24 protein-coding genes and 1 pseudogene are annotated in these 26,094 nt (G+C 68.6%); 22 read left to right on the top strand and 3 right to left on the bottom strand.

The window, feature by feature from the left end; genetic code table 11:
* Nucleotides 1–41 precede the first annotated feature (41 nt).
* The 8 genes and pseudogenes from tilS (at nt 42) to folK (ending at nt 7,718) form a co-directional block, all read left to right on the top strand.
* A complete protein-coding gene (tilS, locus tag ACTWQN_RS36985; protein ID WP_443208331.1) occupies nt 42–1,028 on the top strand; it encodes a tRNA lysidine(34) synthetase TilS in 987 nt (328 codons plus the stop codon).
* Nucleotides 1,029–1,117: 89 nt separating this feature from the next.
* Entirely contained in the window at nt 1,118–1,672 is a 555-nt protein-coding gene (gene hpt / locus ACTWQN_RS36980) for a hypoxanthine phosphoribosyltransferase (protein ID WP_242190998.1), read from the top strand.
* Nucleotides 1,673–1,900: 228 nt separating this feature from the next.
* Nucleotides 1,901–4,255 carry an ATP-dependent zinc metalloprotease FtsH gene (gene ftsH / locus ACTWQN_RS36975; RefSeq protein WP_443208330.1) on the top strand — a complete coding sequence of 785 codons (2,355 nt, stop codon included), beginning with the start codon at nt 1,901–1,903 and terminating at the stop codon, nt 4,253–4,255.
* Nucleotides 4,256–4,374: 119 nt separating this feature from the next.
* Nucleotides 4,375–4,608: pseudogene (locus ACTWQN_RS36970) on the top strand (GTP cyclohydrolase I); the annotation flags it as partial.
* A 771-nt stretch (nt 4,609–5,379) separates the two neighbouring features.
* Nucleotides 5,380–5,919, top strand: a complete 540-nt coding sequence (gene folE, locus ACTWQN_RS36965; RefSeq protein WP_443208349.1) for a GTP cyclohydrolase I — start codon at nt 5,380–5,382, stop codon at nt 5,917–5,919.
* Nucleotides 5,919–6,767 (top strand): dihydropteroate synthase, encoded by an 849-nt coding sequence (gene folP, locus ACTWQN_RS36960; RefSeq protein ID WP_443208329.1) that lies wholly within the window; start codon nt 5,919–5,921, stop codon nt 6,765–6,767. Before folE ends, folP begins: the two co-directional genes overlap by 1 nt.
* On the top strand, nt 6,760–7,149 hold the full coding sequence (gene folB / locus ACTWQN_RS36955) for a dihydroneopterin aldolase (RefSeq protein WP_443208328.1): 390 nt from the start codon (nt 6,760–6,762) through the stop codon (nt 7,147–7,149). Before folP ends, folB begins: the two co-directional genes overlap by 8 nt.
* A 74-nt stretch (nt 7,150–7,223) precedes the next feature.
* On the top strand, nt 7,224–7,718 hold the full coding sequence (gene folK, locus ACTWQN_RS36950; RefSeq protein WP_443208327.1) for a 2-amino-4-hydroxy-6-hydroxymethyldihydropteridine diphosphokinase: 495 nt from the start codon (nt 7,224–7,226) through the stop codon (nt 7,716–7,718).
* Nucleotides 7,719–7,846: 128 nt separating this feature from the next.
* On the opposite strand, the gene ACTWQN_RS36945 is transcribed toward folK, so the two are convergent.
* Entirely contained in the window at nt 7,847–8,797 is a 951-nt protein-coding gene (locus tag ACTWQN_RS36945) for a MerR family transcriptional regulator (RefSeq protein WP_443208326.1), read from the bottom strand.
* A gap of 115 nt (nt 8,798–8,912) precedes the next feature.
* On the opposite strand from ACTWQN_RS36945, the gene ACTWQN_RS36940 reads away from it, so the two are divergent.
* The 13 genes from ACTWQN_RS36940 to ACTWQN_RS36880 all read left to right on the top strand — a co-directional run bounded on the left by ACTWQN_RS36940 (nt 8,913) and on the right by ACTWQN_RS36880 (nt 23,840).
* Nucleotides 8,913–9,377 carry a DUF3180 domain-containing protein gene (locus ACTWQN_RS36940; protein WP_443208325.1) on the top strand — a complete coding sequence of 155 codons (465 nt, stop codon included), beginning with the start codon at nt 8,913–8,915 and terminating at the stop codon, nt 9,375–9,377.
* A 195-nt stretch (nt 9,378–9,572) separates the two neighbouring features.
* Complete coding sequence (locus ACTWQN_RS36935) at nt 9,573–10,505, top strand: DUF6779 domain-containing protein (protein ID WP_443208324.1); 933 nt, start codon at nt 9,573–9,575, stop codon at nt 10,503–10,505.
* Nucleotides 10,506–10,555: 50 nt separating this feature from the next.
* Nucleotides 10,556–11,845, top strand: a complete 1,290-nt coding sequence (locus ACTWQN_RS36930) for a PrsW family intramembrane metalloprotease (protein ID WP_443208323.1) — start codon at nt 10,556–10,558, stop codon at nt 11,843–11,845.
* Nucleotides 11,846–11,992: 147 nt separating this feature from the next.
* Nucleotides 11,993–12,892 carry a Rossmann-like and DUF2520 domain-containing protein gene (locus ACTWQN_RS36925; RefSeq protein WP_443208348.1) on the top strand — a complete coding sequence of 300 codons (900 nt, stop codon included), beginning with the start codon at nt 11,993–11,995 and terminating at the stop codon, nt 12,890–12,892.
* Between the two features lie 136 nt (nt 12,893–13,028).
* A complete protein-coding gene (gene panC, locus ACTWQN_RS36920) occupies nt 13,029–13,928 on the top strand; it encodes a pantoate--beta-alanine ligase (protein WP_443208322.1) in 900 nt (299 codons plus the stop codon).
* A 94-nt stretch (nt 13,929–14,022) separates the two neighbouring features.
* Entirely contained in the window at nt 14,023–14,499 is a 477-nt protein-coding gene (panD, locus tag ACTWQN_RS36915; protein ID WP_443208321.1) for an aspartate 1-decarboxylase, read from the top strand.
* Nucleotides 14,500–14,627: 128 nt separating this feature from the next.
* Nucleotides 14,628–15,431: a type III pantothenate kinase gene (locus tag ACTWQN_RS36910; RefSeq protein ID WP_443208320.1), complete on the top strand. Its 804-nt coding sequence runs from the start codon at nt 14,628–14,630 to the stop codon at nt 15,429–15,431.
* A 184-nt stretch (nt 15,432–15,615) separates the two neighbouring features.
* A complete protein-coding gene (gene lysS / locus ACTWQN_RS36905) occupies nt 15,616–17,070 on the top strand; it encodes a lysine--tRNA ligase (protein WP_443208347.1) in 1,455 nt (484 codons plus the stop codon).
* 186 nt (nt 17,071–17,256) lie between these two features.
* Nucleotides 17,257–17,613: a histone-like nucleoid-structuring protein Lsr2 gene (locus ACTWQN_RS36900; RefSeq protein ID WP_443208319.1), complete on the top strand. Its 357-nt coding sequence runs from the start codon at nt 17,257–17,259 to the stop codon at nt 17,611–17,613.
* 409 nt (nt 17,614–18,022) lie between these two features.
* A complete protein-coding gene (locus tag ACTWQN_RS36895; protein ID WP_443208318.1) occupies nt 18,023–19,105 on the top strand; it encodes a FecCD family ABC transporter permease in 1,083 nt (360 codons plus the stop codon).
* Nucleotides 19,102–20,184 carry a FecCD family ABC transporter permease gene (locus tag ACTWQN_RS36890; RefSeq protein WP_443208317.1) on the top strand — a complete coding sequence of 361 codons (1,083 nt, stop codon included), beginning with the start codon at nt 19,102–19,104 and terminating at the stop codon, nt 20,182–20,184. The genes ACTWQN_RS36895 and ACTWQN_RS36890 overlap by 4 nt, the downstream gene beginning before the upstream one ends.
* Nucleotides 20,181–21,041 carry an ABC transporter ATP-binding protein gene (locus tag ACTWQN_RS36885; RefSeq protein WP_443208316.1) on the top strand — a complete coding sequence of 287 codons (861 nt, stop codon included), beginning with the start codon at nt 20,181–20,183 and terminating at the stop codon, nt 21,039–21,041. The genes ACTWQN_RS36890 and ACTWQN_RS36885 overlap by 4 nt, the downstream gene beginning before the upstream one ends.
* Before the next feature lie 246 nt (nt 21,042–21,287).
* Nucleotides 21,288–23,840 carry an ATP-dependent Clp protease ATP-binding subunit gene (locus ACTWQN_RS36880; protein WP_443208315.1) on the top strand — a complete coding sequence of 851 codons (2,553 nt, stop codon included), beginning with the start codon at nt 21,288–21,290 and terminating at the stop codon, nt 23,838–23,840.
* 126 nt (nt 23,841–23,966) lie between these two features.
* Here ACTWQN_RS36880 and ACTWQN_RS36875 read toward each other — a convergent pair whose 3' ends face one another.
* Nucleotides 23,967–24,173 carry a hypothetical protein gene (locus tag ACTWQN_RS36875; protein ID WP_443208314.1) on the bottom strand — a complete coding sequence of 69 codons (207 nt, stop codon included), beginning with the start codon at nt 24,171–24,173 and terminating at the stop codon, nt 23,967–23,969.
* 46 nt (nt 24,174–24,219) lie between these two features.
* On the opposite strand from ACTWQN_RS36875, the gene ACTWQN_RS36870 reads away from it, so the two are divergent.
* Complete coding sequence (locus ACTWQN_RS36870) at nt 24,220–25,056, top strand: helix-turn-helix domain-containing protein (RefSeq protein ID WP_443208313.1); 837 nt, start codon at nt 24,220–24,222, stop codon at nt 25,054–25,056.
* Between the two features lie 90 nt (nt 25,057–25,146).
* On the opposite strand, the gene ACTWQN_RS36865 is transcribed toward ACTWQN_RS36870, so the two are convergent.
* Nucleotides 25,147–25,872, bottom strand: coding sequence for a DedA family protein (locus tag ACTWQN_RS36865; RefSeq protein WP_443208312.1), 726 nt, complete (start codon nt 25,870–25,872; stop codon nt 25,147–25,149).
* Nucleotides 25,873–26,094 lie beyond the last annotated feature (222 nt).

Below are 26,094 nucleotides of genomic sequence, written 5' to 3'. Positions count from 1 at the left end.
CGTTCGTGCTTCGCCAGGAGCTGACGCGGGAGAATGCGGGCGTGCCGCCCGCTCCCGCCGTCAGCGCCGTCCGCTCCGCCGTCCGGCGCCTGCTCGGTTCCGCCGAGGCGGCGCCGTTCCGGGGCGCTGCGCTGGCCGTCGCGTGCTCCGGCGGTGCGGACTCGCTGGCGCTGGCCGCCGCCGCCTCGCACGTCGCCCGCCACGACGGCGTCGCGGTGCACGGTCTCGTCATTGATCACGGGCTCCAGGTCGGCTCCGCCGAAGTCGCCGCCCGCGCCGCTGACCAGCTCGCCGCGCTGGGTTGCGCGGCCCAGGTGATCAAGGTCGAGGTCGGCGGTCCGGGCGGGGTCGAAGCGGCGGCCCGCCGCGCCCGCTACGCGGCGCTGGCGAAGCATCGACCGCCCGACTCCCTCGTGCTGCTCGGCCACACCCTCGATGACCAGGCCGAAACGGTGCTGCTCGGGCTCGGGCGCGGTTCGGGCGCCCGGTCGATCGCCGGGATGCGGCCGCTGGACCCGCCGTGGGCGCGGCCGTTCCTGAGCATCAGCCGCGCGACGACGGAGGCCGCCTGCGCGGCGCTCGGCCTGCGGCCCTGGCAGGACCCGCACAATTCGGATCCGCGCTTCACCCGTGTGCGGTTGCGCACAGAAGTCCTTCCCCTGCTGGAAGAAGTCCTGCAGGGCGGGGTGCGGGAAGCGCTCGCCCGAACCGCGCGGCAGCTGCGGGAGGACGCCGACGCGCTCGACGTCCTGGCCGCCGAAGCGCGCGGTCGCGTCGAGGCCGATGGAGTGCTCGATGCCGTGGCGTTGCGGGAAGTTCCGGCCGCGCTGCGTCGCCGGATCTTGAGAACCTGGCTGCTGGCGCGCGGCATCCCCGAGATCACCGATGCCCACCTGCGCGCGGCGGATGCGTTGGTGTCCGACTGGCGCGGTCAAGGTGGTCCGGCCTTGCCCGGTGACTTTGTACTGCGCCGGGCGCATGGCACGCTTCTGGTGGAAGCGGCGGGTCGCAAGCCGCCGAACGGCTGACGGGACCCGAGGCGTTTCGGCTCGGGTGGCGGGATTCCGGTACCGGAGAACCGCGGTTTCCGTCGATTCGGAAGAGGGGAAGCCGGGCCGTGTACGACGGCGACATTGCTGCCGTGCTCATCACCGAGCAGCAGATCAACGACAAGGTCACCGAGCTGGCCAAGCAGGTCGACGAGGACTACCAGCAAACCGGTGGTGACCTGCTGCTGGTCGGCGTGCTCAAGGGCGCGGTGATGTTCATGACCGACTTCGCGCGGGCGCTGCCCCAGCCGGCCCAGCTGGAGTTCATGGCGGTCAGCTCGTACGGCTCGTCCACCTCGTCCTCCGGCGTGGTGCGCATCCTCAAGGACCTCGACCGCGACATCGCCAACCGGCACGTGCTGATCGTCGAGGACATCATCGACTCCGGGCTGACGCTGTCCTGGCTGCTGAAGAACCTGAGCTCGCGCAACCCGGCGTCGCTGGAGGTGTGCACGCTGCTGCGCAAACCGGACGCGGTGCAGGTCGACGTCCCGGTGAAGTACGTGGGCTTCGACATCCCGAACGAGTTCGTCGTCGGCTACGGCTTGGACTACGCCGAGCGGTACCGTGATCTCCCTTACATCGGCACACTGGATCCGAAGGTCTACACGTCCGGCGTCTGAGCCTGCCGGTGGTCGGGCGGGGTGTCCGATTCGGGCCTCCCGCTCCGGGCGGGCGGGTCGGCCGAGTAGGGTTGACGTCCTGCGTCGAGCTCGGCATGGTCGTGCCCTCGCATCGGCCGGTACGCTGGTCTGAAGGGGTTGACGGCGATGACTAAGTGTGTCTACCGAACAGCCGTCGCCCGAAGTGACAGTCAGGGAGGGTCGAGGCCGACCGTCGGCCGCAAGTGAATGGACCGAAAGCGCCTGCTCCGCAACCCGCTGCTGTGGATCCTGACAGCGTTTCTGCTGATCTACGCGTTCAGCGTGCTCTTCGACGAGACTCGCGCCTACCGTGAAGTCTCGACCTCGCAGGCTCTGGAACAGATCGCCCAGGGCAAGGTCAAGGAAGCGACCATCGAGGACAAGGAGCAGCGGGTTCGGCTGACCCTGAATGACGGCCAGAACTTCCAAGGCAGCAACCAGCTGATCGCGCAGTATCCCGCTGGTGCCACCGACCAGGTGGTCAACGAGATCCGCAACGCGCACGTGCCGAACTGGAACACCAAGGTCACCCAGGACTCGTTCTGGGTGCAGATGCTGTTCTACCTGGTCCCGATCGGCCTGCTGGTGCTGCTGCTGATGTGGATGATGAACAACGTCCAGGGCGGCGGGAACCGCGTCCTGAACTTCGGCAAGTCCAAGGCCAAGCAGCTCACCAAGGACATGCCCAAGACGTTGTTCACCGACGTCGCCGGTGCAGACGAGGCAGTCGAAGAACTGCACGAGATCAAGGACTTCCTGCAGAACCCCGGCCGATACCAGGCGCTGGGCGCCAAGATCCCGAAGGGCGTGCTGCTCTACGGCCCGCCCGGTACCGGTAAAACGCTGCTGGCGCGCGCCGTCGCTGGTGAGGCCGGGGTGCCGTTCTACTCGATCTCCGGTTCCGACTTCGTCGAGATGTTCGTCGGTGTCGGTGCCTCCCGCGTCCGCGACCTGTTCGAACAGGCCAAGCAGAACGCGCCCTGCATCATCTTCGTCGACGAGATCGACGCGGTCGGCCGCCAGCGCGGCGCGGGCCTCGGCGGTGGGCACGACGAGCGGGAGCAGACCCTCAACCAGCTGCTGGTTGAGATGGACGGCTTCGACTCGCGCGGCGGGATCATCCTGATCGCAGCGACGAACCGCCCGGACATCCTGGACCCGGCGCTGCTGCGCCCCGGCCGGTTCGACCGGCAGATCCCGGTCTCGGCCCCGGACATGCGCGGTCGCCGGGCGATCCTGAACGTGCACTCCAAGGGCAAACCGCTGGGGCAGGACGCCGACCTGGACAGCCTCGCCAAGCGCACCGTCGGGTTCTCCGGCGCCGACCTGGAGAACGTGGTGAACGAGGCCGCGCTGCTCACCGCGCGCGAGGGTGGTCAGCTGATCACCGCCGCCGCGCTGGAGGAAGCGGTCGACCGGGTGATCGGCGGCCCGCGCCGGAAGAGCAAGATCATTTCTGAGCGGGACAAGAAGATCACCGCCTACCACGAAGGCGGGCACGCGCTGGCCGCCTGGGCGATGCCCGACCTGGAACCGGTGTACAAGCTGACGATCCTGCCGCGCGGTCGCACCGGCGGGCACGCCCTCGTCGTCCCCGAGGACGACAAGGACATGATGACCCGCTCGGAGATGATCGCCCGCCTGGTGTTCGCGCTGGGAGGCCGCTCCGCCGAGGAACTCGTCTTCCACGAGCCGACCACCGGCGCGTCCAGCGACATCGAGCAGGCCACCAAGATCGCCCGCGCGATGGTCACCGAGTACGGCATGACCGCCCGGCTGGGCGCGGTGAAGTACGGCAAGGAAGAGGGCGACCCCTTCCTCGGCCGCACCGCCGGACAGCAGGCGAACTACTCGCTGGAGGTCGCGCACGAGATCGACGAGGAGGTGCGTCGGCTGATCGAGGCCGCGCACACCGAGGCGTGGGAGGTGCTCAACACCTACCGCGACGTGCTCGACGACCTCGTGCTGGAGCTCATCGACAAGGAGACGCTGAACCGCAGGGACCTGGAGCGGATCTTCTCCCACGTGCAGAAACGGCCCAGGATCACCGCGTTCAACGACTTCGCCGGTCGGACCCCGTCGAACAAACCGCCGATCAAGACCCCGGGCGAGCTGGCCAAGGAACGCGGTGAGCCGTGGCCGCCGGTCACGGAGGAGCCGACTCCGGCGCCTTCCCCGGTCGCCGCGGGCAACCAGAACGGCGGTCCGGCGCAGCACGGGCAGCAGGCGCCCACCCCGGCGGGAGCCGGTGCGCACCAGGGCACGGTGCAGTTCCAGAACCCGTCCCAGGGGCAGCCGCAGCAGCAATCCGGCCAGGCGCCGCAGGCGGTGCCGCCGAACTACGGGGCGCCGCCCGGGTGGACCCCGGCGACCACGCCGTCCGGCTCGAACTACCCTGGCGGAGGCGGCCAGTACAACTGGACGCCGTCCTGGGAACGCGGCCAGCAGCCAGCGGCACCGGAGCAGGGCGAGTCTAAGGTCGAGGATGCACCGCGGCCCAGCCCCGAGGCGGGGCCGGACTCGTCGGCCCAGGACAACGGCAGCGGCAATAACAGCCGCTGAACTCCGGTGCACTCGGCGTCCTCGGGCGCCACAGCCGGTGGAGGAACGACAAATTGACCAGTACGGTCGACGAGCCGCTCGGGGCGGGAGGCGACTCCCGCTTCGACGGCTCTTTTCACATGCCCACGTTCGATCACGCCCGCGCTGAAGCGGCGATCCGAGAACTGCTGCTCGCCGCGGGCGAAGACCCGGACCGGGAAGGTCTGCGGGACACCCCGGCGCGCGTCGCCCGCGCCTACCACGAACTGTTCGCGGGGCTCTACACGAACCCGGACGAGGTCCTGGACAAGACCTTCGACGAAGCCCACGACGAACTCGTCCTGGTCCGAGACATCCCGATGTATTCCCAGTGCGTTCCGAGCAAGCAGACCGTCAACCTGGTTGATGGGGCGAAGCCTGCTCGGGATGTCCGGATCGGGGATCGTTTCTGGACCCTCGTCGACGGCAAGGTCGAGCAGACCGAGGTCGTCGAGGTCAGTTCCCGCAAGGAGCGCGAGCTCGTCGAGGTCGTCACGGAGAAGGGCCGATTCCAGGTCACTGCGGACCATCCACTGGCAACGCCGCAGGGATGGCAGGAAGCCAAGGACGTGGCGGGTACTTACATCGAGTGGACTCCGCCGAGGAAACTGTGCCGCCAGCGCTGGCAGCCGCGGATCGGTTACGACTTCGGTTATGCGTTGGGCGCTTTGTGCTCGGACGGCACCGTCGGCGACCGATACGTGTCATTGGTGGTGAACGATCGCGACTTCGCGAAGCAATTCGCGTATTCTCTGGAGCACGCATTTGGTGTTGTTGCGAATGTCGAGGATGTTGAGCGCCCGTCAGGGTATTTGAATCGTCCGGTTCCAGGGCACAGGGTGCGGGTCGTCTCGTCGTACCTGGCCGATCTTATCCGTCAGTACGTCGGCGACGACGCTAATCACCAGCGCCAGAAGTTCCCTCGCGTGGTGATGTCGAACGAGATCACGTTCAGGGGCTTCCTCGATGGCTGTGTGGACGGCGACGGGTGCCGAGTCGGTAGCCGCCGCTACCGGGTGATCACGGGGCGCAACGTGGCGTTCCTCGATGATCTGGCGCAGGTGATCTCCGCGAGGTTCACCCCAAGTCGGACGCAGACTTCGCATTTGTACGTTTCAGATGACTGGATTCTTCGCCACGGATTCGCGCAGGAATCGCACCGAACCGACCTGATCGAGTCGCAGTGGGTTAAGGTCGAGTCGGTTCGGCACCTGGAAGCAACCGGCGCAAAACCTTATACGGTTTATAGCTATAAATGTGATCCGCATCCGACATTTCTAATTAATGGACATCTAACACATAACTGTGAACATCATCTTTTGCCATTTCATGGATTTGCTCACGTTGGATATATTCCCAACGCTCAGGGGCGAGTGACTGGACTGTCGAAATTGGCCAGGTTGGTTGACCTCTACGCCAAGCGTCCGCAGGTGCAGGAACGGTTGACTTCGCAGATCGCCGATGCCCTGGTTCGGCGGTTGGAGCCGCGCGGCGTGATCGTGGTGATCGATGCCGAGCACCTCTGCATGGGGATGCGCGGGGTTCGCAAGGCCGGTTCGACGACCACCACATCGGCGGTTCGCGGCATCTTCCGCACCTCGGCGTCGTCGCGATCCGAGGCGTTGTCGCTGATCAGGGGGCGCTGATGCACCCCCGGCTGCCGCACCCGCCGCGCTGCGCGGTGATGGGCGTGCTCAACGTGACGCCGGATTCGTTCTCCGATGGCGGGCGTTACCTGGACCGCGCGGCGGCGGTGGCGCACGGTGTCGAGATGCATCGGCTGGGCGCGGACATCATCGACGTCGGCGGCGAGTCGACCCGGCCGGGTTCGGAGCGGGTCGACCCCGCCACGGAGATCGACCGGGTGCTGCCGGTGGTGCGCGAGCTGGTGGCGGCCGGAGTTCCGGTGAGCGTGGACACCACTCGGGCCAAGGTCGCGGCCGCGACCGCCGAGGTCGGTGCGACCGTGATCAACGACGTTTCCGGTGGGCTGGCCGATCCGGACATGGTGCACGTGGCGGCGGACACCGGCCTGCCGTGGATTTTGATGCACTGGCGCGGGCACAGCAAGGACATGACCAGCCTCGCGGTGTACCAGGACGTCGTCGCCGAGGTGCGCGAGGAACTGCTGCGGCAGGTCGATGTCGCGACCACCGCTGGGGTGGCCGAGGACGCCATCGTGCTGGATCCCGGGCTCGGGTTCGCCAAGACCGGTACGCACGACTGGCAGTTGTTGCGGCGGCTGGACACCTTCGTCGAGCTGGGTTTCCCGGTGCTGGTGGGTGCTTCGCGCAAGCGGTTCCTCGGCCGGTTGCTGGCCGACGCCGACGACAAGCCGCGACCGCCCGACGGGCGGGAGACGGCGACCGCCGTGGTGTCGGCGCTGGCCGCGGAGCGCGGCGTGTGGGGCGTGCGGGTGCACGACGTGCGGCAGTCGTTGGACGCGGTCGCGGTGGCCGCCGCGTGGCGCAGCGGAGGGGAGTCCGGTGGCTGACCGGATCACGTTGACCGGCCTGCGAGTTCGCGGCAACCACGGCGTCTTCGAGCACGAGAAGCGCGACGGGCAGGACTTCTTGGTCGACATCACGGTGTGGCTCGACCTGGCCGAGGCCGCCGCGAACGACGACCTGAAGCAGACGCTGCACTACGGCGAGCTGGCCGAGCGGGCGGCGGCGATCGTCGCCGGGCCGTCGCGGGACCTGATCGAGACGGTGGCGGGCGAGATCGCCGACGGCATCATGACCGATGCGCGGGTGCACGCCGCCGAGGTGACCATCCACAAACCGGACGCGCCGATCCCGTTGACCTTCGCCGATGTGGCGGTGACCATCCGCCGCTCACGCCGCGGCGGTCGCGGCAACGTCGTCCCGGCTTGAGCGGTGTCCCGCTCGCGCGAAATCGCCGCACCAGCGCGAGATGAGTTCAACGAGTGCGGCATCGGGAGGGTGCGATGAGCAGGGCGGTGCTTTCGCTCGGGTCGAACCTCGGGGATCGGCTGGGGTACCTCCGGCTCGCCGTGGAAGGCCTCGCCGACGTGCTGGTCGCGGCGTCCCCGGTGTACGAGACGGCGCCGTGGGGCGTCACCGACCAGCCCGACTTCCTCAACGCGGTGCTCATCGTGGCGTCCCCGGAACTCGACGAGTGGGGCTGGCTGCGGCGCGGCCAGGAGTTGGAGCGGCAGGCCGAACGGCGCCGCGAACAGCGTTGGGGGCCGAGGACTTTGGACGTCGACGTGGTCACCGTGGACGATGTTCGCAGCGACCACCCCGACCTGCTGCTGCCGCACCCCGGCACGCCGAGCCGCGCCACCGTGCTGATCCCCTGGCTGGCGATCGACCCGAACGCGGAACTCCCCGGCGACGGCCGAATCGCCGACCTCCTGGAAGCGCTACCCCCGGGCGAGATCGCCGACGTCCACCCCCGCCCCGACCTAACCCTCCACTGAGGACACCACACGCGCCGACGTCCACCCCCGCTCGGCGCCCACACCCCGATCAGGTGAGGAGTGAAGGGCACCTTTGACCGGCATAGTCGGTCGAAGGTGCCCTTCACTCCGTTCCCGTCACCCTGGGGTCAGGGGGTGGTTGAGGCTCGGAGGGCTTTGGCTAGCCAGTGGGTTGCTTTTGCTGTGGTGGGGTGTTGGGGCCAGTTGTTGATGGTTGCCAGTAGCTCCCAGTAGCGGGATATCCGTTCGTCGGTGCGGGTTTCGTAGTCGTCGGCCAGCGAGCGGCGGAAGTCGGCGGTGTCGGGTTGCCCCCACTCCGCCGACGCCAGGGCCGTCAGGCGGTCGGCGAGTGCTCGTGCTTCGGCGCTGGTCGGCGACGTGCCGGACGCCGCCGCGAGCCGTGCCTCGTCGGTGACCGCCCACCACTTCTGGGCGTCCTCCGGCTTCGGCCCCGCCATCGACTCCCCGGCGTCGCGGCGGTCCGAATGCTCCTGGTAGAGCGCCCGAACCGCGCGCCGGAAGCCCTGGTCCTGGACCAGTTCGGCCAGCTCGATCCAGGCCTCCAACTGCTCGGCCGACGGGTCGGCGGGCAGGTTCGGTTTGGCCTCCCGCAACCACTCGGTGAATCCCGGCTGGAGGTTGAGATTGGCGCTCACCTCGTCCCAGAACTCGTCGATCAGCCGGTTGCGTTCCTCGTCGGACATCTGCGCCAGTTTGTGCATGAGTCGGGCCTCCTCGGTCGAACGGTTGAGCTTCACGACCGCCCGCAGCACCGCCCGCCGGGTCTGCAGCAGGCGCATCTGCTCCTCCAGCAGCTCCAGGTGCGTGTTCGCCAGTTGCGAGAGCGTGGTCTCGCGGGCCAGCACCCGCTGCACCTCGTCCAGCCCGGCACCCAGTTCCCGCAGGGTGCGCACCAGTTCCAGTCGGCTGACGGCTGTCACGTCGTAGCGCCGGTAACCAGCTGCGGTGCGGTCGGTGGGCGGCACCACTCCGCTGTCGGAGTAGAAGCGGATCGTCTTCACGCTCAGCCCGGTTCGCCGGGCCAGCTCGCCGATCGTGTATCGCACGGTGTCGTCCACGTGGTTCACCTTGGACCCTCCAGTCGGTGGAGACTCAAGATGATTTTCGCCCGCGGATCGTGGCGGTGCGGCGAGGTGCCATCCTGGAACCGTGGCACCGCGACACGCAGAGCGCATGACCTTCACCAAGCCCGGCCAACTCGTCGCCGCCGGATTGGCGGCGGCGGTCGTGGTCTTCCTGCTCACCAGGCTGATGTACGGCGAGTTGCCGCCGCTGCCGCTGCTGGCCGGGGCGACCTTGCTGCTGATCGCGCTCGTCGACGTCGCGCTGGCGGTGAACATGCGGCCGCGGGTGAAGCGCAAGCCGGGCACCGAACCGGTTGACGCGCTGACCGCCGCGCGTGCCGTGGCGCTGGCCAAGGCGTCGTCGATGGCGGGCGCGATCATGGCCGGGGTGTGGGTGGGTCTGACCGCGTACCTGCTGCCGCTGTTCGGCACGGTCGACGTGGCGCGGTCGGACATCGCCGCCGCGCTGGTCGGGTTGGTCAGCGCCGCCGCTTTGATCGCCGCCGGTCTCTGGTTGGAGAACTCGCTGCGCAACCCCGACGAGCCGGAAGAACCGTACGAAGACGAGGAATGACCGGCGCTGTCGGCGGTTTTCGGTCGTTGCGGCGGTCGGCGCGGTCACCAGCAGTGCCGCTGGTGTTGCGGACGGTTCGATTCGGCCGAGCATGTCGGCCGTTCAGCCGCTGCGCGCTGCGCCACGCTGACCAAAGTGGAGCCGGGTCGCTTCCCTTGAGGTCTCGAACTGATAAACGCCCGGTACCGTGGGGCCATGTCCGACCGCGGCAGCACCGAGACCGAATCCCGCAAGGGGCGATCGACCGCCCTGTGGGTCGGTGCGCTGGTGCTCGCCGCGGCGGCCACGGCGGTTCTGGTGCTTAGCGATGACGCGCGTTTACTCCGGCTCGGTTTGGTCGCCGCGTTGTGGTCGGCGCTGATCGGTGCCTTCGCGGTCGCCCGGTTGCGGCACCGGGTCGTCGAGGGTGAGCAGCTGGCCGTGGAGCGGCAGCGCGTCTACGAACTCGAATTGGAGCGGGAGATCGCCGCTCGCCGCGAGTTCGAGCTGGAGGCGGCGGCTGAGGCGCGGCGGCAGGTCGCCGAGGAGTCCGATGCCGAGCTGAAGGCGTTGCAGGCGGAGCTGCGCCGACTGCGGGAGAGCCTGGAGCAGGTGGCCGGTGGCGACCTGCTGTTCGAGCGGGTCGCGCTGCGCGCCGAATCCACCCGGGTCCGGTCGCTGCCGGAGCGCGCCAAGGCCGAAGGGCAGATCGTCCAGCATCCGCAGGGCCGGGAACTGCCCGCCGCGCCGCCACCCACCGGCGCGCCGCCCAACACCGAGCTGATCGCCAGGCTGTCCGGGGATCAGCCGCCCGAAGAGCTTCGCCCGAAGCCGCCGCGGGTCGAGGAGCGTCGGCCGAAGCCGCCGCGGGCACGTCCCAAGCCGCAGCCGATGCAGGCGCACCCGCACCACCAAACCCCGGCCCGCCGACCGGAGACGGTGCACTACGAACGGCCGGAGCCACCGCGCCGCGTCCCGGAGCCGCCGATGCCGCCCAAGGCCAAATCCAGGCCCGAACCGCCCGCTGCGCCGCCTGCTCCCAAACCGGATCCAGCCGGTGCGCATGCCGAGGGCACCTCGGTGAACGACCTGCTCGCGGCCTACGGCAACGTCTCCGATACGCAACGCCGACGCCGTCGACGCGCCTGAGAAGGTGACTATCCGGGCACCGGCCGGAGCCGTTCTCTAGGGTTTTGTCCGTGTCGAGTCCCGATCTTGGCGGGCCCGCCGCCGATCTCTCCGGTGCGCGCAGGCTCCAGACCCGCAAGCACCACGCCGTCGGATGGCCAGTCGCAGGCCTGATCGTGTTGGGGTTCTGCGGGTTGGTGATGGCCGGTGTCACCACCTCGAAGGTCGGCCTGCTGCCCGCGCTGGTCGGGGCGGCGGCCGCGCTGCTGCCGGTGGCGGTGGTGTTCGCCGCGATCGTCTGGATCGACCGCTGGGAACCCGAACCGCCGATGCTGCTGCTCGGCGCGTTCCTGTGGGGTGCCGGTGGCGCTACCGCGTGCTCGCTGCTGCTCAACGACGCGATGACCGGGCTCGGGGACGTCCTGTTCGGCCCGACCGATCACCGGTTCTTCGTCACGGCGGTGATGGGCCCGCTGGTGGAGGAGGCGGCGAAGGCGCTGTTCGTGGTCGCGCTCTGGTTCCGGCGGCGCTCGGAGTTCAACGGGTTGGTCGACGGCATCGTGTACGCGGCGCTGACCGCGGCCGGGTTCGCCTTCACCGAGAACATCCTGTACTTCGGCAAGGCCTTCGCCGCTGGTGGGCTCGGTGGCGTCGGGGGCGGTGTCGTGGCGGTGTTCATCCTGCGCGGCGTGCTCGCGCCGTTCTCGCATCCGCTGTTCAGCTCGATGATCGGCATCGGCATCGGGTTGGCCTCGCGCACCGACGACAAGAAGCTGCGGCTGCTGTACCCGTTGCTCGGGTACTTCGCCGCTGTTGTGCTGCACGGCGTGTGGAACGCGGCCACGCTGCTCGGCGGTACGGAGTTCCTGAACGTCTACTTCCTGATCATGGTGCCGATCTTCCTCGGTACCGGCTGGCTGGTGGCGTGGCAGCGCAAGCGGGAGCAGCGGATCGTCATCCGGCAACTGCCGGTGCTGGAGCGGGCCGGGTTGATCGTGCGCAGCGAGATGGAGATGCTGGCCACGCTCGCGGGTCGGCGCGGTTGGTTGCGCAAGGTGCGGCGCAGTGCCGGGCACGAGGCGGCGAAAGCGGTGCGGGACTACCAGATCGTGGTCACCGAGCTGGCGTTCCTGCAGCATCGGGCCGACCAGGGCCAGACGACCAGCGCGGCCCGGCGGGCCCGCCGCGAGAAGCTGATCGCGGACCTCAAGTACGCGCGACGTTCGGCGGCGGGCACCCAGCAGGCGATCCGAACGGCCCGCATCAAGCTCGACGAACTGACCCAGCGCAACATCAAGCGCCCGCCGAGTTCGAAGCGGCCGCCGGAGTCCGGGGACCCGATCCAACGCTCCCGCGACTGACCTCGCCGACCCGCACGGCTACGCGGGGACCGGATTGCGTGGTTCTCGCCACCTGGGCGGCACATCGGCGGATTTGCGGGCTACTCTCGCGCTGCTGTCTGGTACCCGGGAGTTGGGACTGGAACGGTAGGGGAGGACGACGTGGCGATGTCTGCTGGTCGCACCGGCCCTCGACTGCGGGTCGGGGTCATCTCGGCCGGTCGGGTCGGTGCCGTGCTGGGTGCGGCGTTGCAGCGCGCGGGACACCAGGTCGTCGCGGTTTCCGCGGTGTCCACGGCGTCGCTGCGCCGAGCCGACGAACTGCTGCCCGGCGTGGCCGTGCTGCCGCCTGACGAGGTCGCCGTGCAGGCCGACCTGGTGCTGCTGGCCATCCCGGACGACGCGATCGCTGGACTGGTCCGCGGCTTGGTCGCCACCGAATCGCTGCGTGCCGGGCAGATCCTGGTGCACACCTGCGGCGCGCACGGGGTGGCGGTGCTCGCCCCGGCCGCCGAGATCGGTGTGCTGCCGCTGGCGATGCACCCGGCCATGACCTTCACCGGTCGCGCGGAAGACGTCGAACGCCTCGCCACCGCCTGCATGGCCATCACGGCGTCCACTGTGGACGAGGCGGGCTGGCATGTCGCGGAGGCGCTGGCGCTGGAGCTCGGGATGGAGCCGGTGCGCGTCCCGGAGGAGTCCCGCCGCCTGTACCACGCCGCGCTCACGCACGGCGCCAACCACCTGATCACGCTGGTCAACGAGTGCGCGGAGCTGTTGCGCGACGCGGGCGTCGACATCGCCGACCGGGTCATGGCGCCGATCCTGTCCGCCTCGCTGGACAACGCGCTGCGCTTCGGCGACCGGGCGATCACCGGCCCGGTGATGCGCGGCGACGCCGGAACGGTGCGCGCGCACCTCGCGGCGCTGGGCGAGGCGAATCCGGACACCGTGCCGGGCTATCGCGAGCTGGCGCGGCGAACCGCGCAGCGGGCCGAGCAGGCGGGCATCCTGCGCGCGGACGGCGCCAAGGCGGTCCGCGAGGTCCTGGACCAGGAGCCGTCATGAGTAGCCCGGTGTCAATCTCAGTCTTCCTCAACGGCACCTCAGGGGACCGTGGCGCGAACCAGCCACAAGAAACCGCGGAACGGGAGATTGGGCTGGGCGCGACCACCACTGTGAATCGCGGAGAGGCGGACCAGCCATGAGCGCAGCCGCCAACCCCGGTTTCACGCGGGGCGCGTTGACCGTGCACCGCGATCCCGCCGAGTTGGCCGGGGTGACCCGCGCGCTGCGGGCCACCGGCCGAAAGATCCACTTGGTCCCGACCATGGGCGCGCTGCACCGCGGCCACCTGGAGCTGATCCGCCGCGCCCGGCGGGACATCAACAGCGTGACGGTCGTGTCGATCTTCGTGAACCCGTTGCAGTTCGGGCCGAACGAGGACTTCGACCGCTATCCGCGCTCCTTCGAGGCAGACGTGGCCGCCTGCGAGGACGCCGGGGTGGAGCTGATCTTCGCGCCGTCGGTCGAGGCGATGTACGGCACCGACCCGCAGATCACCGTCCACTCCGGACCGTTGGGCGAGCAGCTGGAGGGTGCTACCCGGCCCGGGCACTTCGACGGGATGCTCACCGTGGTGCTGAAGCTGCTCAACATCGTGCGCCCGGACCTGGCGTTCTTCGGGGAGAAGGACTACCAGCAGCTGGTGCTGATCCGGCGGATGGCGCGGGAGCTGAACCTGGACGCCCGGATCCAGGGCATCCCAACCGTCCGGGAGCCGGAGGGCCTGGCGCTGTCCTCCCGCAACGCCTACCTCACCGAGGAGCAGCACCAGGCGGCGTTGGCGCTTTCGGCGGCGCTGACCGCCGGTGCGCACGCTGGGACGGCCGGTGCCGAAGCGGTGCTCAAAGCCGCCGGTGAAGTGCTGGCCACCGAACCTTCGGTGGCGGTCGACTACCTGGAGCTGCGCGACACCGAGCTCGGTCCGGCGCCGACGGAAGGCAAGGCCCGGCTGCTGGTGGCGGCCCAGGTCGGCACCACGAGGTTGATCGACAACGCGCTGGTCCTGCTGGGCAGTCCCGGCGTGTCGGAGCAGGCATGACGCGCCGAAGTCGCGGGCGCTGCCCGCAGCCGATCGGGCGTCGCGCAAGATACGTCGGCAAGCCGCGCGCGGTATCAGCAGTAGGAGGTCTGCGATGTTCCGCACCATGCTGAAGTCCAAGATCCACCGTGCCACGGTGACCCAGGCCGACCTGCACTACGTCGGTTCGGTGACCGTGGATGCCGATCTGATGGACGCGGCGGACCTGCTGGAAGGCGAGCAGGTCGCGATCGTGGACGTCACCAACGGCGCGCGGCTGGAGACCTACGTGATCACCGGTGAGCGCGGTTCCGGGGTGATCGGCATCAACGGCGCCGCCGCGCACCTGGTCCAGCCGGGCGACATCGTGATCCTGCTGTCCTACGGCGTGCTGGACGAGCTGGAGGCGCGGTCGGTGCGGCCGAAGGTGATCTTCGTCGACGCGGACAACCGGATCGTGCTGCGCGGCGAGGATCCGGGCAGCGCGCCGGAGGGTTCGGGGCTGACCAGCTCGGCCGTGATCGCCGACCCGATGGCCGAGACGGACGACGCCGCGAAGCTCGACGCACTGCTGCAACAGCCAGAGCACTGAGCGCACCGCGTTGGGCCTGGTGGCGCCGGTGGTCCCGCGGCGCGAGTTGCCTGCGTGGTGAAGGCGACGGGCGGTCGAGCGCGCCGCCCCATCCGCGTGATCTCCGAAATTTGAAGGGATGAACGACGGTGCTGCTCGCCATCGACGTCGGAAACACCAACATCGTGCTCGGCCTGTACCCCGATGGTCGGGAGGTCGCGGACGTCGACGTCGCCACGACGCTGGTCCAGGACTGGCGGATGCGCACCGAGCCGCGGATGACCGCCGACGAGCTGGCGCTGACGATGCGCGGGCTGCTCGGCGACTACGCGGACCAGATCAGCGGTATCGCGGCACTGTCCACAGTGCCCGCGCTGCTTCGCGAACTGCGCGTCATGCTGGGCCGTTACTGGCGCGACGTGCCGCGCGTGGTGGTCGAGCCCGGCGTGCGCACCGGGGTGCCGCTGCTGGTGGACAACCCGAAGGAGGTCGGCGCGGACCGGGTGATCAACACGCTCGCGGCGCACCACCTGCACGCCACCAACTGCATCGTGGTCGACTTCGGCACGTCCACGAACATCGACGTCATCTCGGCCAAGGGCGAGTTCCTGGGCGGCGCGTTCGCCCCCGGCATCGAGATCTCGCTGGACGCGCTGGCCGCCCGAGCCGCGCAGCTGCGCAAGGTCGAGCTGGCCCGGCCGCGTTCGGTGATCGGCAAGAACACCGTGGAATGCCTGCAGTCCGGCATCCTGTTCGGCTTCGCCGGGCAGGTCGACGGCCTGGTCCGGCGCATCGCCACCGAGCTGGAGTCCACCCACGGCGGCCCCACCACGGTGCTGGCCACCGGCGGCCTGGCGCCCCTGGTGGTCACCGAGTCGGCGACGATCGAGCACCACGTGCCGGACCTCACCCTGCTCGGCCTGCGGCTGGTCTTCGACCGCAACTTCGGCTGAGGGAGTGCGCGGGATGGTCCCCCGCTACGCCCAATCGGCGCGAGCTCGGGCGCGGTGCGCGCGGGCTGGAGCCCGCTCAGCTGCTCACCAGCGGCGAACCGTACGCTTGGGTGCCGTGACTGACCAGGACCGTCCCAACTCACCGGCAACCAGCGCTGACGGCGTCGAAGACCTGCCGGAACAGATGCGGATCCGGCGGGAGAAGCGGGAGCGCCTGCTCGCCGCGGGCGTCGATCCCTACCCGGTGCTGCTGCCGATCACGCACAGCCTCGCCGAGGTGCGCGCCACCCACCAGGAGCTGGCGCCGGACATCGCCACCGGCGAGCACGTCGGCGTCGCCGGACGCGTGATGTTCTTGCGCAACACCGGAAAGCTCTGCTTCGCGACGATTCGCGCCGGTGACGGCACCGAACTGCAGGCGATGCTCAGCCTCAAGCAGATCGGCGAGGACTCCCTGGCGGCCTGGAAGAGCGACGTCGACCTCGGCGACCACGTCTTCGTGCGCGGCGAGGTGATCACCTCCCGGCGCGGCGAGCTGTCCGTGATGGCCGACGAATGGCGGATGGCCTCGAAAGCGCTGCGCCCGCTGCCGGTGATGCACCGGGAGCTCGGTGAGGAAACGCGCGTTCGGCAACGCTATGTCGACCTGATCGTGCGAAAGCAAGCCGCCGACACGGTGCGCACTCGCGCCGCGGTGCAGCGATCGCTGCGCGATTCGTTCGAGCGGCGCGGTTTCGTCGAGGTGGAAACCCCGATGTTGCAGACCCTGCAGGGCGGTGCCGCCGCACGTCCCTTCACGACGCATTCCAACGCCTTCGACATCGACCTGTTCCTGCGGATCGCACCGGAGTTGTATCTGAAGCGATGCGTGGTCGGCGGGATCGAGAAGGTATTCGAGATCAACCGGAACTTCCGCAACGAGGGCAGTGATTCTTCCCACTCGCCGGAGTTCGCGATGTTGGAGTTCTACCAGGCCTATGCCGATTACCGCGACATGGCCGAGCTGACCAGGTCGTTGATCCAGGAGGCGGCCGAGGCGATCGCCGGTTCGCAGGTGGTCACCTGGTTCGACGGAACCGAGTACGACTTGTCCGGTGAGTGGGCGTCGATCACAATGTACGACTCCTTGTCGGAAGCGCTGGATTCGGAGATCACACCGGAAACAACGGTGGAGACGCTGCGCAAGCACGCGGACTCCTACGGATTGCAGACGGATCCGGCGCACGGTCACGGAAAGCTCGTCGAGGAGCTGTGGGAGCACCTGGTCGGGGATCATTTGTCGGCGCCGACCTTCGTCTGCGACTTCCCGGTGGAGACCTCGCCGTTGACCAGGCAGCACCGCACCCTGCCCGGGTTGGCGGAGAAATGGGATCTGTACCTTCGCGGGTTCGAGCTGGCCACCGGATACTCCGAACTCGTTGATCCGGTGGTGGAACGGACCCGGTTGGAGGAACAGGCCGCACTCGCGGCCGCCGGGGACGACGAGGCGATGCCGGTTGACGAGGACTTTCTCCGCGCGCTTGAGTACGGAATGCCACCCAGCGGTGGGGTCGGAATGGGTATCGACCGGTTGTTGATGGCGTTGACCGGTCTCGGTATCCGCGAGACGATCCTCTTCCCGCTGGTCCGCCCGGAATGACCCGATCAGGGTGAAGCGCTAGCGATTTTTCGGCCCGAGGTGAGTGCATTATCGCAGTTACTGCGCTAACCTGACCTCAGAATGTCTCGGTGACGGCTATTGCCGAACTCGCAAGGGAGTTCAGCTCCCGGCGGATGGTCGCTGTCCCACTATTGCACAATTTTTGCTCCGGGGAGGACTACGAAGATGGCGCAGAAGGTCACAGTCACCCTTGTCGACGATCTGGACGGCGGACAGGCCGACGAAACCGTTGAGTTCGGATTGGACGGTGTCTCGTACCAGATCGACCTTTCCGCCGACAATGCCGGCGAGTTGCGGGATGCACTGGCGAACTACGTCACGAACGCACGTAGGGCCGGTGGCCGCAAGAAGCCTGGTCCGCGGCCGGGTGTGGCGGCGGCGCGTACCGGTGGCGGTTCCACGAGTGCTGATCGTGAGCAGAACCAGGCCATTCGGGAATGGGCCCGCAAGCGCGGCCTGAAGGTGTCGGACCGGGGTCGTATCCCGGCGGACATCGTCGAGCAGTACCACCAGGCGAACTGAAGTCGCATGCCAACAGGGCGTTTGCGAGGTCGACCGGCCGCGCAAACGCCCTTCGTTGCGTTCGGATAACTCTATTCACCGCTTAGCGGTTAACAACGCTCACCGGTTGGTTTGGGTAGCCGGATCGGCTCGTGGCACCTCGAACTCCGCTGCGACCGGTGCCGGTTGCCCGGCGTCGCGATGCTGCCGGGCCGGTCGGACTCCGCCAATCCGCGAGAACGTTAAACCGCGATTGATCAATGAGTCCGTCGCGCGGTTGTCCGATTAACGCCCTCGTTGCCCTTTTTCCCGAGGCTCGTCCGTCCGGTCGCCGCAATGTGACAACGGACATTCCAGCCCACCCTGTTCGTCGAGGCTTAGGTGGGCCTAACCTAAGTGCGGTCCGGGTGAGTGGCAGAGGGAGTGGGACGTGAGTCGCAGCGTGGCCGTCGACAGCCCTCGCACCTCCGGGCACGGTGCCGCGTCGACGGCCGCCGGTGGTGCTCGCCTGCGGCAGCGCCGACGCCGCCGGATCATCGGCATCGCCGTCCTGCTGGTCGTGCTCGTCGTCAGCTGCGTGCTCAGCGTGGTGATCGGCGCCAAGACGATCCCGCTGCAGGACGTGTGGAACGGGCTTTTCGCGCCCACCGGCACGGAGAACGACCTGATCATCCGCGAACTCCGGGTGCCGCGCACCGTGGTCGGGGTCCTCGCGGGCGCGGCGCTGGGCCTGGCGGGCGCGCTGATGCAGGGCCACACCCGCAACCCGATCGCCGATCCCGGCATCCTCGGCATCACCCAGGGCGCGGCGTTGGCCGTGGTGCTGGCCGTCTACACCTTCGGCGTCAGCACGCTGCTCGGATTCATCTGGTTCGGCTTCGCCGGCGCGTTGCTCGGCGCGATCGCGGTGTTCGCGATCGGGTCCCTCGGCCGCGGCGGCCCCACGCCGGTGACCCTGGCGCTGGCCGGTACCGCGATCAGCCACCTGTTGCAGGCGGTCACCTCGGCCCTGGTGCTGACCGATCAGCAGACCATGGACACCTACCGGTTCTGGAAGGTCGGCTCCATCGCGATCAACGACGCCTCGGTGATCCCGCAGGTGCTGCCGTTCCTGGTGGTGGGCATCGTGCTGGCGCTGGCCAACGCCGCCAGCCTCAACGCCCTCTCGCTCGGCGAGGACGTCGCCCGTTCGCTCGGCCACCGCGTGGTGTGGGCCCGCCGGGCGGGCATCGCGGGGATCGCGATCCTGGTCGGCGGGTCGGTGGCGATCTGCGGGCCGATCGGCTTCGTCGGGCTGATCGTGCCGCACGTGGCCCGGTTCTTCACCGGCGCCGACTACCGCTGGCTGCTGCCGTTCGCCGGGCTGATGGGGGCGTCGCTGGTGCTGCTCGCCGATGTGCTCGGCCGGATCGTGGCGCGGCCGTCCGAGGTGCAGGTCGGGGTGATGCTGGCGATGGTCGGCGCTCCGTTCTTCATCGCCCTCGTGCGCCGCAGGAAGATGGTGCGGTTGTGACCCAGGTCCTCCACGACAAGGTCGACGGGCGGCGACCGGTCCGGCTCGGCCCGTTCTCCGGGGTGGTGCGCTGGCGGCCGATGGCGGCGCTGCTGGGCGGCCTGGTCGTGCTGCTGGCGGTCTTCGTGCTGAACGTGGGGCTCGGCGAGTACCAGATCAGCCCGTTGGAAGTGCTCAGCACGCTGTTCGGCGGCGGCGACCGGGCGCAGCAGCTGATCATCTGGGAGCTGCGGCTGCCGAGGTCGCTGACCGGCCTGCTGGTCGGCGCCGCGCTCGGCCTGTCCGGGGCGATCATGCAGGCGCTCGCGCGAAACCCGTTGGCCAGCCCGGACATGCTCGGCATCACCTGGGGAGCGGGAACCGCCGCGACCGCGGTGATCGTGCTCGGCGGCACCGGCGGCAGCATCGTGGGTGCGATGGCGAACTTCGGCCTGCCGCTGGTGGCGCTCGTGGGCGGGCTGGTCACCGGTTTGGCGGTCTACGCGCTGTCCTACCGACGCGGGGTGGACTCCTACCGGCTCGTGCTGGTGGGCGTCGGGGTCAGCGCCCTGGCGGGCAATGCGACCTACTGGCTGCTGACCGTCGGCGACGTCAACGACGCGGGCCGGGCGCTGGTGTGGCTGACCGGCAGCCTCAACGCGCGCGGCTGGGAACACGTGGTGCCGGTGGCGATCGCCCTGGTGGTGCTGATCCCGCTGACCCTGGTCGGCACGCACGTGCTCGGGGCGCTGCAGTTCGACGACGACACGGTTCGCGGGCTCGGTGTCCGGATGGACCTGGCGCGCGGCGTGCTGCTGTTCGCCGGGGTCGTGCTGGCGTCCATCGCGACTGCCGCGGCCGGTCCGATCCAGTTCGTGGCGCTGGCCACCCCGCAGATCGCGCTGCGGGTGGCGCGCACTTCGCGGCCGCCGCTGCTGACCTCGGTGGTGCTGGGTGCCGCGCTGGTCGTCGGATCGGATGTGATCTCCCGGACCGCCTTCGGTGCCCTGGAGCTGCCGGTCGGCATCATCACCGCGGTGCTCGGCGCCCCATACCTGATCTACCTGCTCGTCCGTCGGTACCGGGAGGTCCGCGCATGACCGCATCCGCCACGTCCAGCGACCAGGTCGGCACGCCTACCGGCGGTCGCCAGCGGCTGCACGCCCGCGACCTGCAACTGGCCTACGGCGACCGGGTCGTCGTCGACGGCCTGGACTTCGACGTCGTCGACGGCACGATCACAGCGGTGATCGGCCCGAACGGCTGCGGCAAATCGACGCTGCTGCGGGCGCTGGGACGACTGCTGCAACCGCAGCGCGGCAGCGTGCTGCTGGACGGCAAGCGGATCCACAAGATGTCGACCAAGGAAGTCGCCAAGGTGCTCGGGGTGCTCCCGCAGGGGCCGGTGGCGCCGGAGGGCCTGACCGTCGGCGACCTGGTCGCGCGCGGTCGGCACCCGCACCAGTCCTGGTACCGGCAGTGGTCCTCGGACGACGAGGCGGCGGTGGCCGAGGCGCTGGCCATGACCGGCATCGCGGACCTGGCCGACCGAACGCTGGACGAGCTCTCCGGCGGCCAGCGGCAGCGCGCCTGGCTGTCCATGGCGCTGGCCCAGGGGACCGACCTGCTGCTGCTCGACGAACCGACCACCTACCTCGACCTGTCCCATCAAGTGGACGTCCTGGAGCTGGTCGGTCGGCTGCACGACGAGAGCGGTCGTACCGTCGTGATGGTGCTGCACGACCTCAACCTGGCCGCCCGCTACGCGGACCGGCTGGTGGCGATGCGCGACGGTGCCATCGTCGCCGAGGGCGAGCCGGGCGAGGTGCTCACCGAGGAATTGTTGGCCGAGGTGTTCGAGCTGAACGCCCGGGTGATTGCTGATCCGGTGGCGGGTACCCCGATGGTGGTACCGATCGGCGGACGACGCGGTGCGGATGTCGATCAGGCCAGCTAGCCGGACCTGTTCGCGCTCAGCGGACAGGGCCATCGGATCGGCCCGAAACCGGAATCCCGCAGGCCAGCGGACCGTTGGTCATAGAGCCGGACAAGAATGTGGGCAGTAAGGCCGTAACGGGCACGGACCGCGACCGGGTGGGGCTACTACAGTGGTCCCCAAGAGTGCTGAACCAGTCGTGGGCACCGGCGATGCTTCAGCCGTGTCCCGTAACGAGACCGCCGGCGCAGCAGTCAGGGAGTGCGAATGTTCGAGAGGTTCACCGACCGCGCGAGGCGGGTGGTCGTCCTGGCCCAAGAAGAGGCCAGGATGCTCAACCACAACTACATCGGCACCGAGCACATTCTCCTGGGTTTGATCCACGAGGGTGAGGGTGTCGCCGCCAAGGCGTTGGAGTCGCTGGGTATCGCGCTTGAGGGCGTGCGCCAACAGGTCGAGGAGATCATCGGCCAGGGACAGCAGGCCCCCAGCGGACACATCCCGTTCACCCCACGGGCCAAGAAGGTGCTGGAGCTGTCGTTGCGCGAAGCGCTGCAGCTCGGCCACAACTACATCGGCACCGAGCACATCCTGCTCGGGCTGATCCGCGAAGGCGAAGGCGTCGCCGCGCAGGTGCTCGTCAAGCTCGGTGCGGACCTCAACCGGGTGCGCCAGCAGGTCCTCCAGCTGCTGTCCGGCTACCAGGGCAAGGAGCCCGCGGAGGCCGGTGGCCGCGGCGAGGGCACGCCGTCGTCGTCGCTGGTGCTGGACCAGTTCGGCCGCAACCTCACGCAGAGCGCCCGCGAGGGCAAGCTCGACCCGGTGATCGGCCGGGAGAAGGAAATCGAGCGGATCATGCAGGTCCTCTCGCGGCGCACCAAGAACAACCCGGTGCTCATCGGCGAGGCCGGCGTCGGCAAGACGGCGGTCGTGGAGGGGCTGGCCCAGAAGGTCGTCAAGGGCGAGGTGCCCGAGACGCTGAAGGACAAGCAGCTCTACACCCTGGACCTGGGTTCGCTGGTCGCCGGATCCCGGTACCGCGGTGACTTCGAAGAGCGCCTGAAGAAGGTGCTCAAGGAGATCAAGACCCGCGGCGACATCATCCTTTTCATCGACGAGATCCACACGCTGGTCGGTGCCGGTGCCGCCGAGGGTGCGATCGACGCGGCGAGCATCCTCAAGCCGATGCTGGCCCGCGGCGAGTTGCAGACCATCGGTGCCACCACGCTGGAGGAGTACCGCAAGTACGTCGAGAAGGACCCGGCCCTGGAGCGCCGCTTCCAGCCGATCCAGGTCGGCGAGCCGTCGCTGCAGCACACGGTCGAGATCCTCAAGGGTCTGCGGGACCGCTACGAGGCGCACCACCGGGTGTCGATCACCGACTCCGCGTTGGTCGCCGCGGCCACCCTGGCCGACCGCTACATCAACGACCGCTTCCTGCCGGACAAGGCGATCGACCTGATCGACGAGGCCGGTGCCCGGATGCGCATCCGCCGCATGACCGCGCCGCCGGACCTGCGCGAGTTCGACGAGAAGATCGCCGACGTGCGCCGGGAGAAGGAGTCCGCGATCGACGCGCAGGACTTCGAGCGGGCCGCTCGCCTGCGGGACGAGGAGAAGCAGCTCCTCGGCCAGAAGGAGGAGCGGGAGAAGCAGTGGAAGGCCGGTGACCTGGACGTGGTCGCCGAGGTGGACGACGAGCAGATCGCCGAGGTGCTGGCGAACTGGACCGGCATCCCGGTCTTCAAGCTCACCGAAGAGGAGACCACCCGGCTGCTGCGCATGGAGGACGAGCTGCACAAGCGGATCATCGGCCAGGACGACGCGGTCAAGGCCGTGTCCCAGGCGATCCGCCGCACTCGTGCCGGGCTGAAGGACCCGAAGCGCCCGTCCGGTTCGTTCATCTTCGCCGGTCCGTCCGGGGTCGGTAAGACCGAGCTGTCCAAGGCGCTGGCGGAGTTCCTCTTCGGCGACGACGACGCGCTCGTGCAGATCGACATGGGTGAGTTCCACGACCGCTACACCGCCTCGCGGCTGTTCGGTGCCCCTCCGGGCTACGTCGGCTACGAGGAGGGCGGCCAACTCACCGAGAAGGTCCGCCGCAAGCCGTTCTCGGTGGTGCTCTTCGACGAGATCGAGAAGGCCCACCAGGAGATCTACAACACGCTGCTGCAGGTGTTGGAGGACGGCCGCCTGACCGACGGTCAGGGCCGCACGGTGGACTTCAAGAACACGGTGCTGATCTTCACCTCGAACCTCGGCACGCAGGACATCTCCAAGGCCGTGGGCTTGGGCTTCTCCAGTGGTCAGGGCGCTGACTCGAACTACGAGCGGATGAAGAACAAGGTCAACGAGGAGATGAAGAAGCACTTCCGGCCGGAGTTCCTCAACCGCATCGACGACGTGATCGTCTTCCACCAGCTCACCGAGCAGGAGATCATCCAGATGGTCGATCTGCTGTCCGGCCGGGTGGAGAAGGCGCTCAAGACCAAGGACATGGCTCTGGAGCTGACCGACAGGGCGAAGAAGCTGCTGGCCAAGCGCGGGTTCGACCCGGTGCTGGGCGCGCGGCCGCTGCGCCGGACCATCCAGCGGGAGATCGAGGACAAGCTGTCCGAGAAGATCCTGTTCGGCGAGATCCAGCCCGGTCAGATCGTGATCGTGGACGTGGACGGCTGGGACGGCGAGGGCGCCGACGACAAGGCGCACTTCACCTTCCGCGGCGAGCCCAAGCCGTCGCTGGTGCCCGACACCCCGCCGGTGGCGGTCTCGGCTGGCACCGACGACAAGTCGGACCGCCCGGACTCCGAATCCGCCTGACGGAGAACACCCAGAGGGCCCCGCACCCACCCAGGGCGCGGGGCCCTCTGCCGTCCCCACCCGGGTGATCTTTTCCAGGTGAGGGGCACCTGTGACCCAGTAAGTTGGTCACAGGTGCCCCTCACCTCAAACCGATCGGGTGATCAGGTCCTGGTTGGCGGCGTCGACCGCGCCGCTGAGCGCGGCGAAGCCGCGGCGGGTGCAGCTGAGCACGAGTTCGTCGTTGCCGCGGAAGACCAGGTTCACCTCGTCGGAGCACTCGTCGTACTCGTGCGTGACCTCAGCGGTCTCCGAAATCCCGACCAGCGTGGCGGTCTCCACCCCTCGGTGCACACTCGACTCCCCTCCGGGTACGAACCCCGAACTAGATAAGGTTCATGTGCCGACCGGACGTCAAACCGTGGAACGTCGCCAACTCGGCCTGACGCTCAGGCGATTCCGCGTTCAAGCGGGCAAGACCCAACAGCAGGCGGCCCGCTCGATCGGACGCGACGCCGCGCGCATCAGCCAGGTCGAGACGGCCAAGGGCTCGTTCAACGCCGACGAGTTGACGACATTGCTGGACTTCTACGAAGTATCAGAAGCCGAACGGCAGACCGTCCTCGAATTGGGCGTGCAAGCGCGAAAGCGCCAACGCGGCCGGACGTACACCGACCAACTACCGCACTCCTTCGAGCGCCTGGCCGATCTTCAAGCGGACGCCAAGTCGATTGGCTTCTACGACACCGGCATCGTGCCGGGCCTTGCGCAGTCGTCCGACTACGCGAGAGCAGTGATCGCAGCCTTTGATGGTGTGTGGTGGGAAACATCGGCGCAGGAAGTCGAGAACCGCCTTGCCTTCCGCATGGAACAGCAGAGACGAGTCCTGGAAGCGGACAAGCCGAAGGACATCTCCTTCGTGCTTACGGAAACTGCGCTTGACCAGGTTGTCGGCAGTGCTTCCGTGCTACGCGGTCAGGTTCTGCACCTGCTCCAGTTGAGCGAGCGTCCCAACGTGACTGTTCGCGTGCTGTCGCGCAGCGTGCCGGACAATCCTCTCCTCGGTGGCGGGCTCATCATCCTCGACTTCGGGACCGCAGCGCCGAGAATCGTGTTTGTCCCCGTTCTCTACGGGCCATCGACATACCACGATCAAGAAGTGGACACTGGGCCGATGTTCCGGGCGTTCGAGGCCGTCGAAAAGCTTGCGCTAGCGGAGGAATCGTCTCGGGCCTGACCTCATCGCGTGATTTTTCCCAGGTGAAGGGCACCTTTTACCGGCATAGTCGGTCAAAGGTGCCCTTCACTCGTCACCCGTCGGTGGGTGTCAGCGGATGCGGCGGATCTCTTCGGTTGGGGCTTCGGAGTGGATTCGGGCGAACTGGACCGTGGGGGCTTCCGCCGACTCGCGTTCGCGGCGGTTGTTGCGGATGCGGATCACCACGAACGCCGCGATGGTCAGGATCGAGGTGATCAGGACCGCTCGGGAGAGCAGGCCGCCGTATTCCTCGACCAGGTACCAGTGCTGGCCCAGCAGGTAGCCCGCCAGCACGAAGATCGTGTTCCAGATCAGGCTGCCGAGCGTGGTGAACAGGACGAACGTGGTCAGGCGCATGCGTTCGACCCCGGCCGGGATCGAGATGAAGCTGCGGAACAGCGGGATCATCCGGCCGAAGAACACCGCCTTGACGCCGTGCTTGGCGAACCACGCCTCGGTCTTGTCGATGTCGGAGACCTTGACCAGCGGGAGCTTCGCGGCGATGGCGCGCGTGCGGTCGCGGCCCAGCAATGCGGCGATGCCGTACAGCGCCAGGGCGCCGACCAGCGAGCCGAGCGTGGTCCACAGGATCGCGCCGATCAGCGACATGCCGCCCTGACTGGCGGTGAACCCGGCCAGCGGCAGGATCACCTCGCTGGGGATCGGCGGGAACACGTTCTCCAGCGCGATGATCAGCCCTGCGCCCGGACCGCCGAGCGCTTCCATCACCGCGATCACCCAGGCGGTGAAGCCGGTCGGTTCGGCGGAGGTGGCGGCCAACGGCGTCAGGTCCATGCGAGCGGCTCCGGGATTGCGCGCTCCGCATCGGCGGCCCCGATGAATGCCCGAGCCGCGTTGGCGGAACGACTGATCGGCAGTATGTCCGTTTCTTCCATGATTCCAGCCTCCGGTCGCACTTCCGCCGCGGGGGACGTGATCTATGCCACCCCGCTGGAGCGGCGTGGTCGGAGCCGAGTCTTCGGCGTGGCGTGGGGGGGTGGCGAGCCCCCGCGCGCG

The sequence above is a fragment of the Saccharopolyspora antiqui genome, from assembly GCF_052246905.1.
Lineage (GTDB): Bacteria > Actinomycetota > Actinomycetes > Mycobacteriales > Pseudonocardiaceae > Saccharopolyspora.
This window is presented reverse-complemented; position numbering and strand designations above follow the sequence as displayed.

Coding starts and splice junctions, on each gene's coding strand:
- ftsH (WP_443208330.1), top strand. CDS start 1,901: ATGGACCGAAAGCGCCTGCTCCGCAACCCGCTGCTGTGGATCCTGACA.
- folP (WP_443208329.1), top strand. CDS start 5,919: ATGCACCCCCGGCTGCCGCACCCGCCGCGCTGCGCGGTGATGGGCGTG.
- folK (WP_443208327.1), top strand. CDS start 7,224: ATGAGCAGGGCGGTGCTTTCGCTCGGGTCGAACCTCGGGGATCGGCTG.
- ACTWQN_RS36940 (WP_443208325.1), top strand. CDS start 8,913: ATGACCTTCACCAAGCCCGGCCAACTCGTCGCCGCCGGATTGGCGGCG.
- ACTWQN_RS36935 (WP_443208324.1), top strand. CDS start 9,573: ATGTCCGACCGCGGCAGCACCGAGACCGAATCCCGCAAGGGGCGATCG.
- ACTWQN_RS36925 (WP_443208348.1), top strand. CDS start 11,993: ATGTCTGCTGGTCGCACCGGCCCTCGACTGCGGGTCGGGGTCATCTCG.
- panC (WP_443208322.1), top strand. CDS start 13,029: ATGAGCGCAGCCGCCAACCCCGGTTTCACGCGGGGCGCGTTGACCGTG.
- panD (WP_443208321.1), top strand. CDS start 14,023: ATGTTCCGCACCATGCTGAAGTCCAAGATCCACCGTGCCACGGTGACC.
- lysS (WP_443208347.1), top strand. CDS start 15,616: ATGCGGATCCGGCGGGAGAAGCGGGAGCGCCTGCTCGCCGCGGGCGTC.
- ACTWQN_RS36900 (WP_443208319.1), top strand. CDS start 17,257: ATGGCGCAGAAGGTCACAGTCACCCTTGTCGACGATCTGGACGGCGGA.
- ACTWQN_RS36885 (WP_443208316.1), top strand. CDS start 20,181: ATGACCGCATCCGCCACGTCCAGCGACCAGGTCGGCACGCCTACCGGC.
- ACTWQN_RS36880 (WP_443208315.1), top strand. CDS start 21,288: ATGTTCGAGAGGTTCACCGACCGCGCGAGGCGGGTGGTCGTCCTGGCC.
- ACTWQN_RS36865 (WP_443208312.1), bottom strand. CDS start 25,872: ATGGACCTGACGCCGTTGGCCGCCACCTCCGCCGAACCGACCGGCTTC.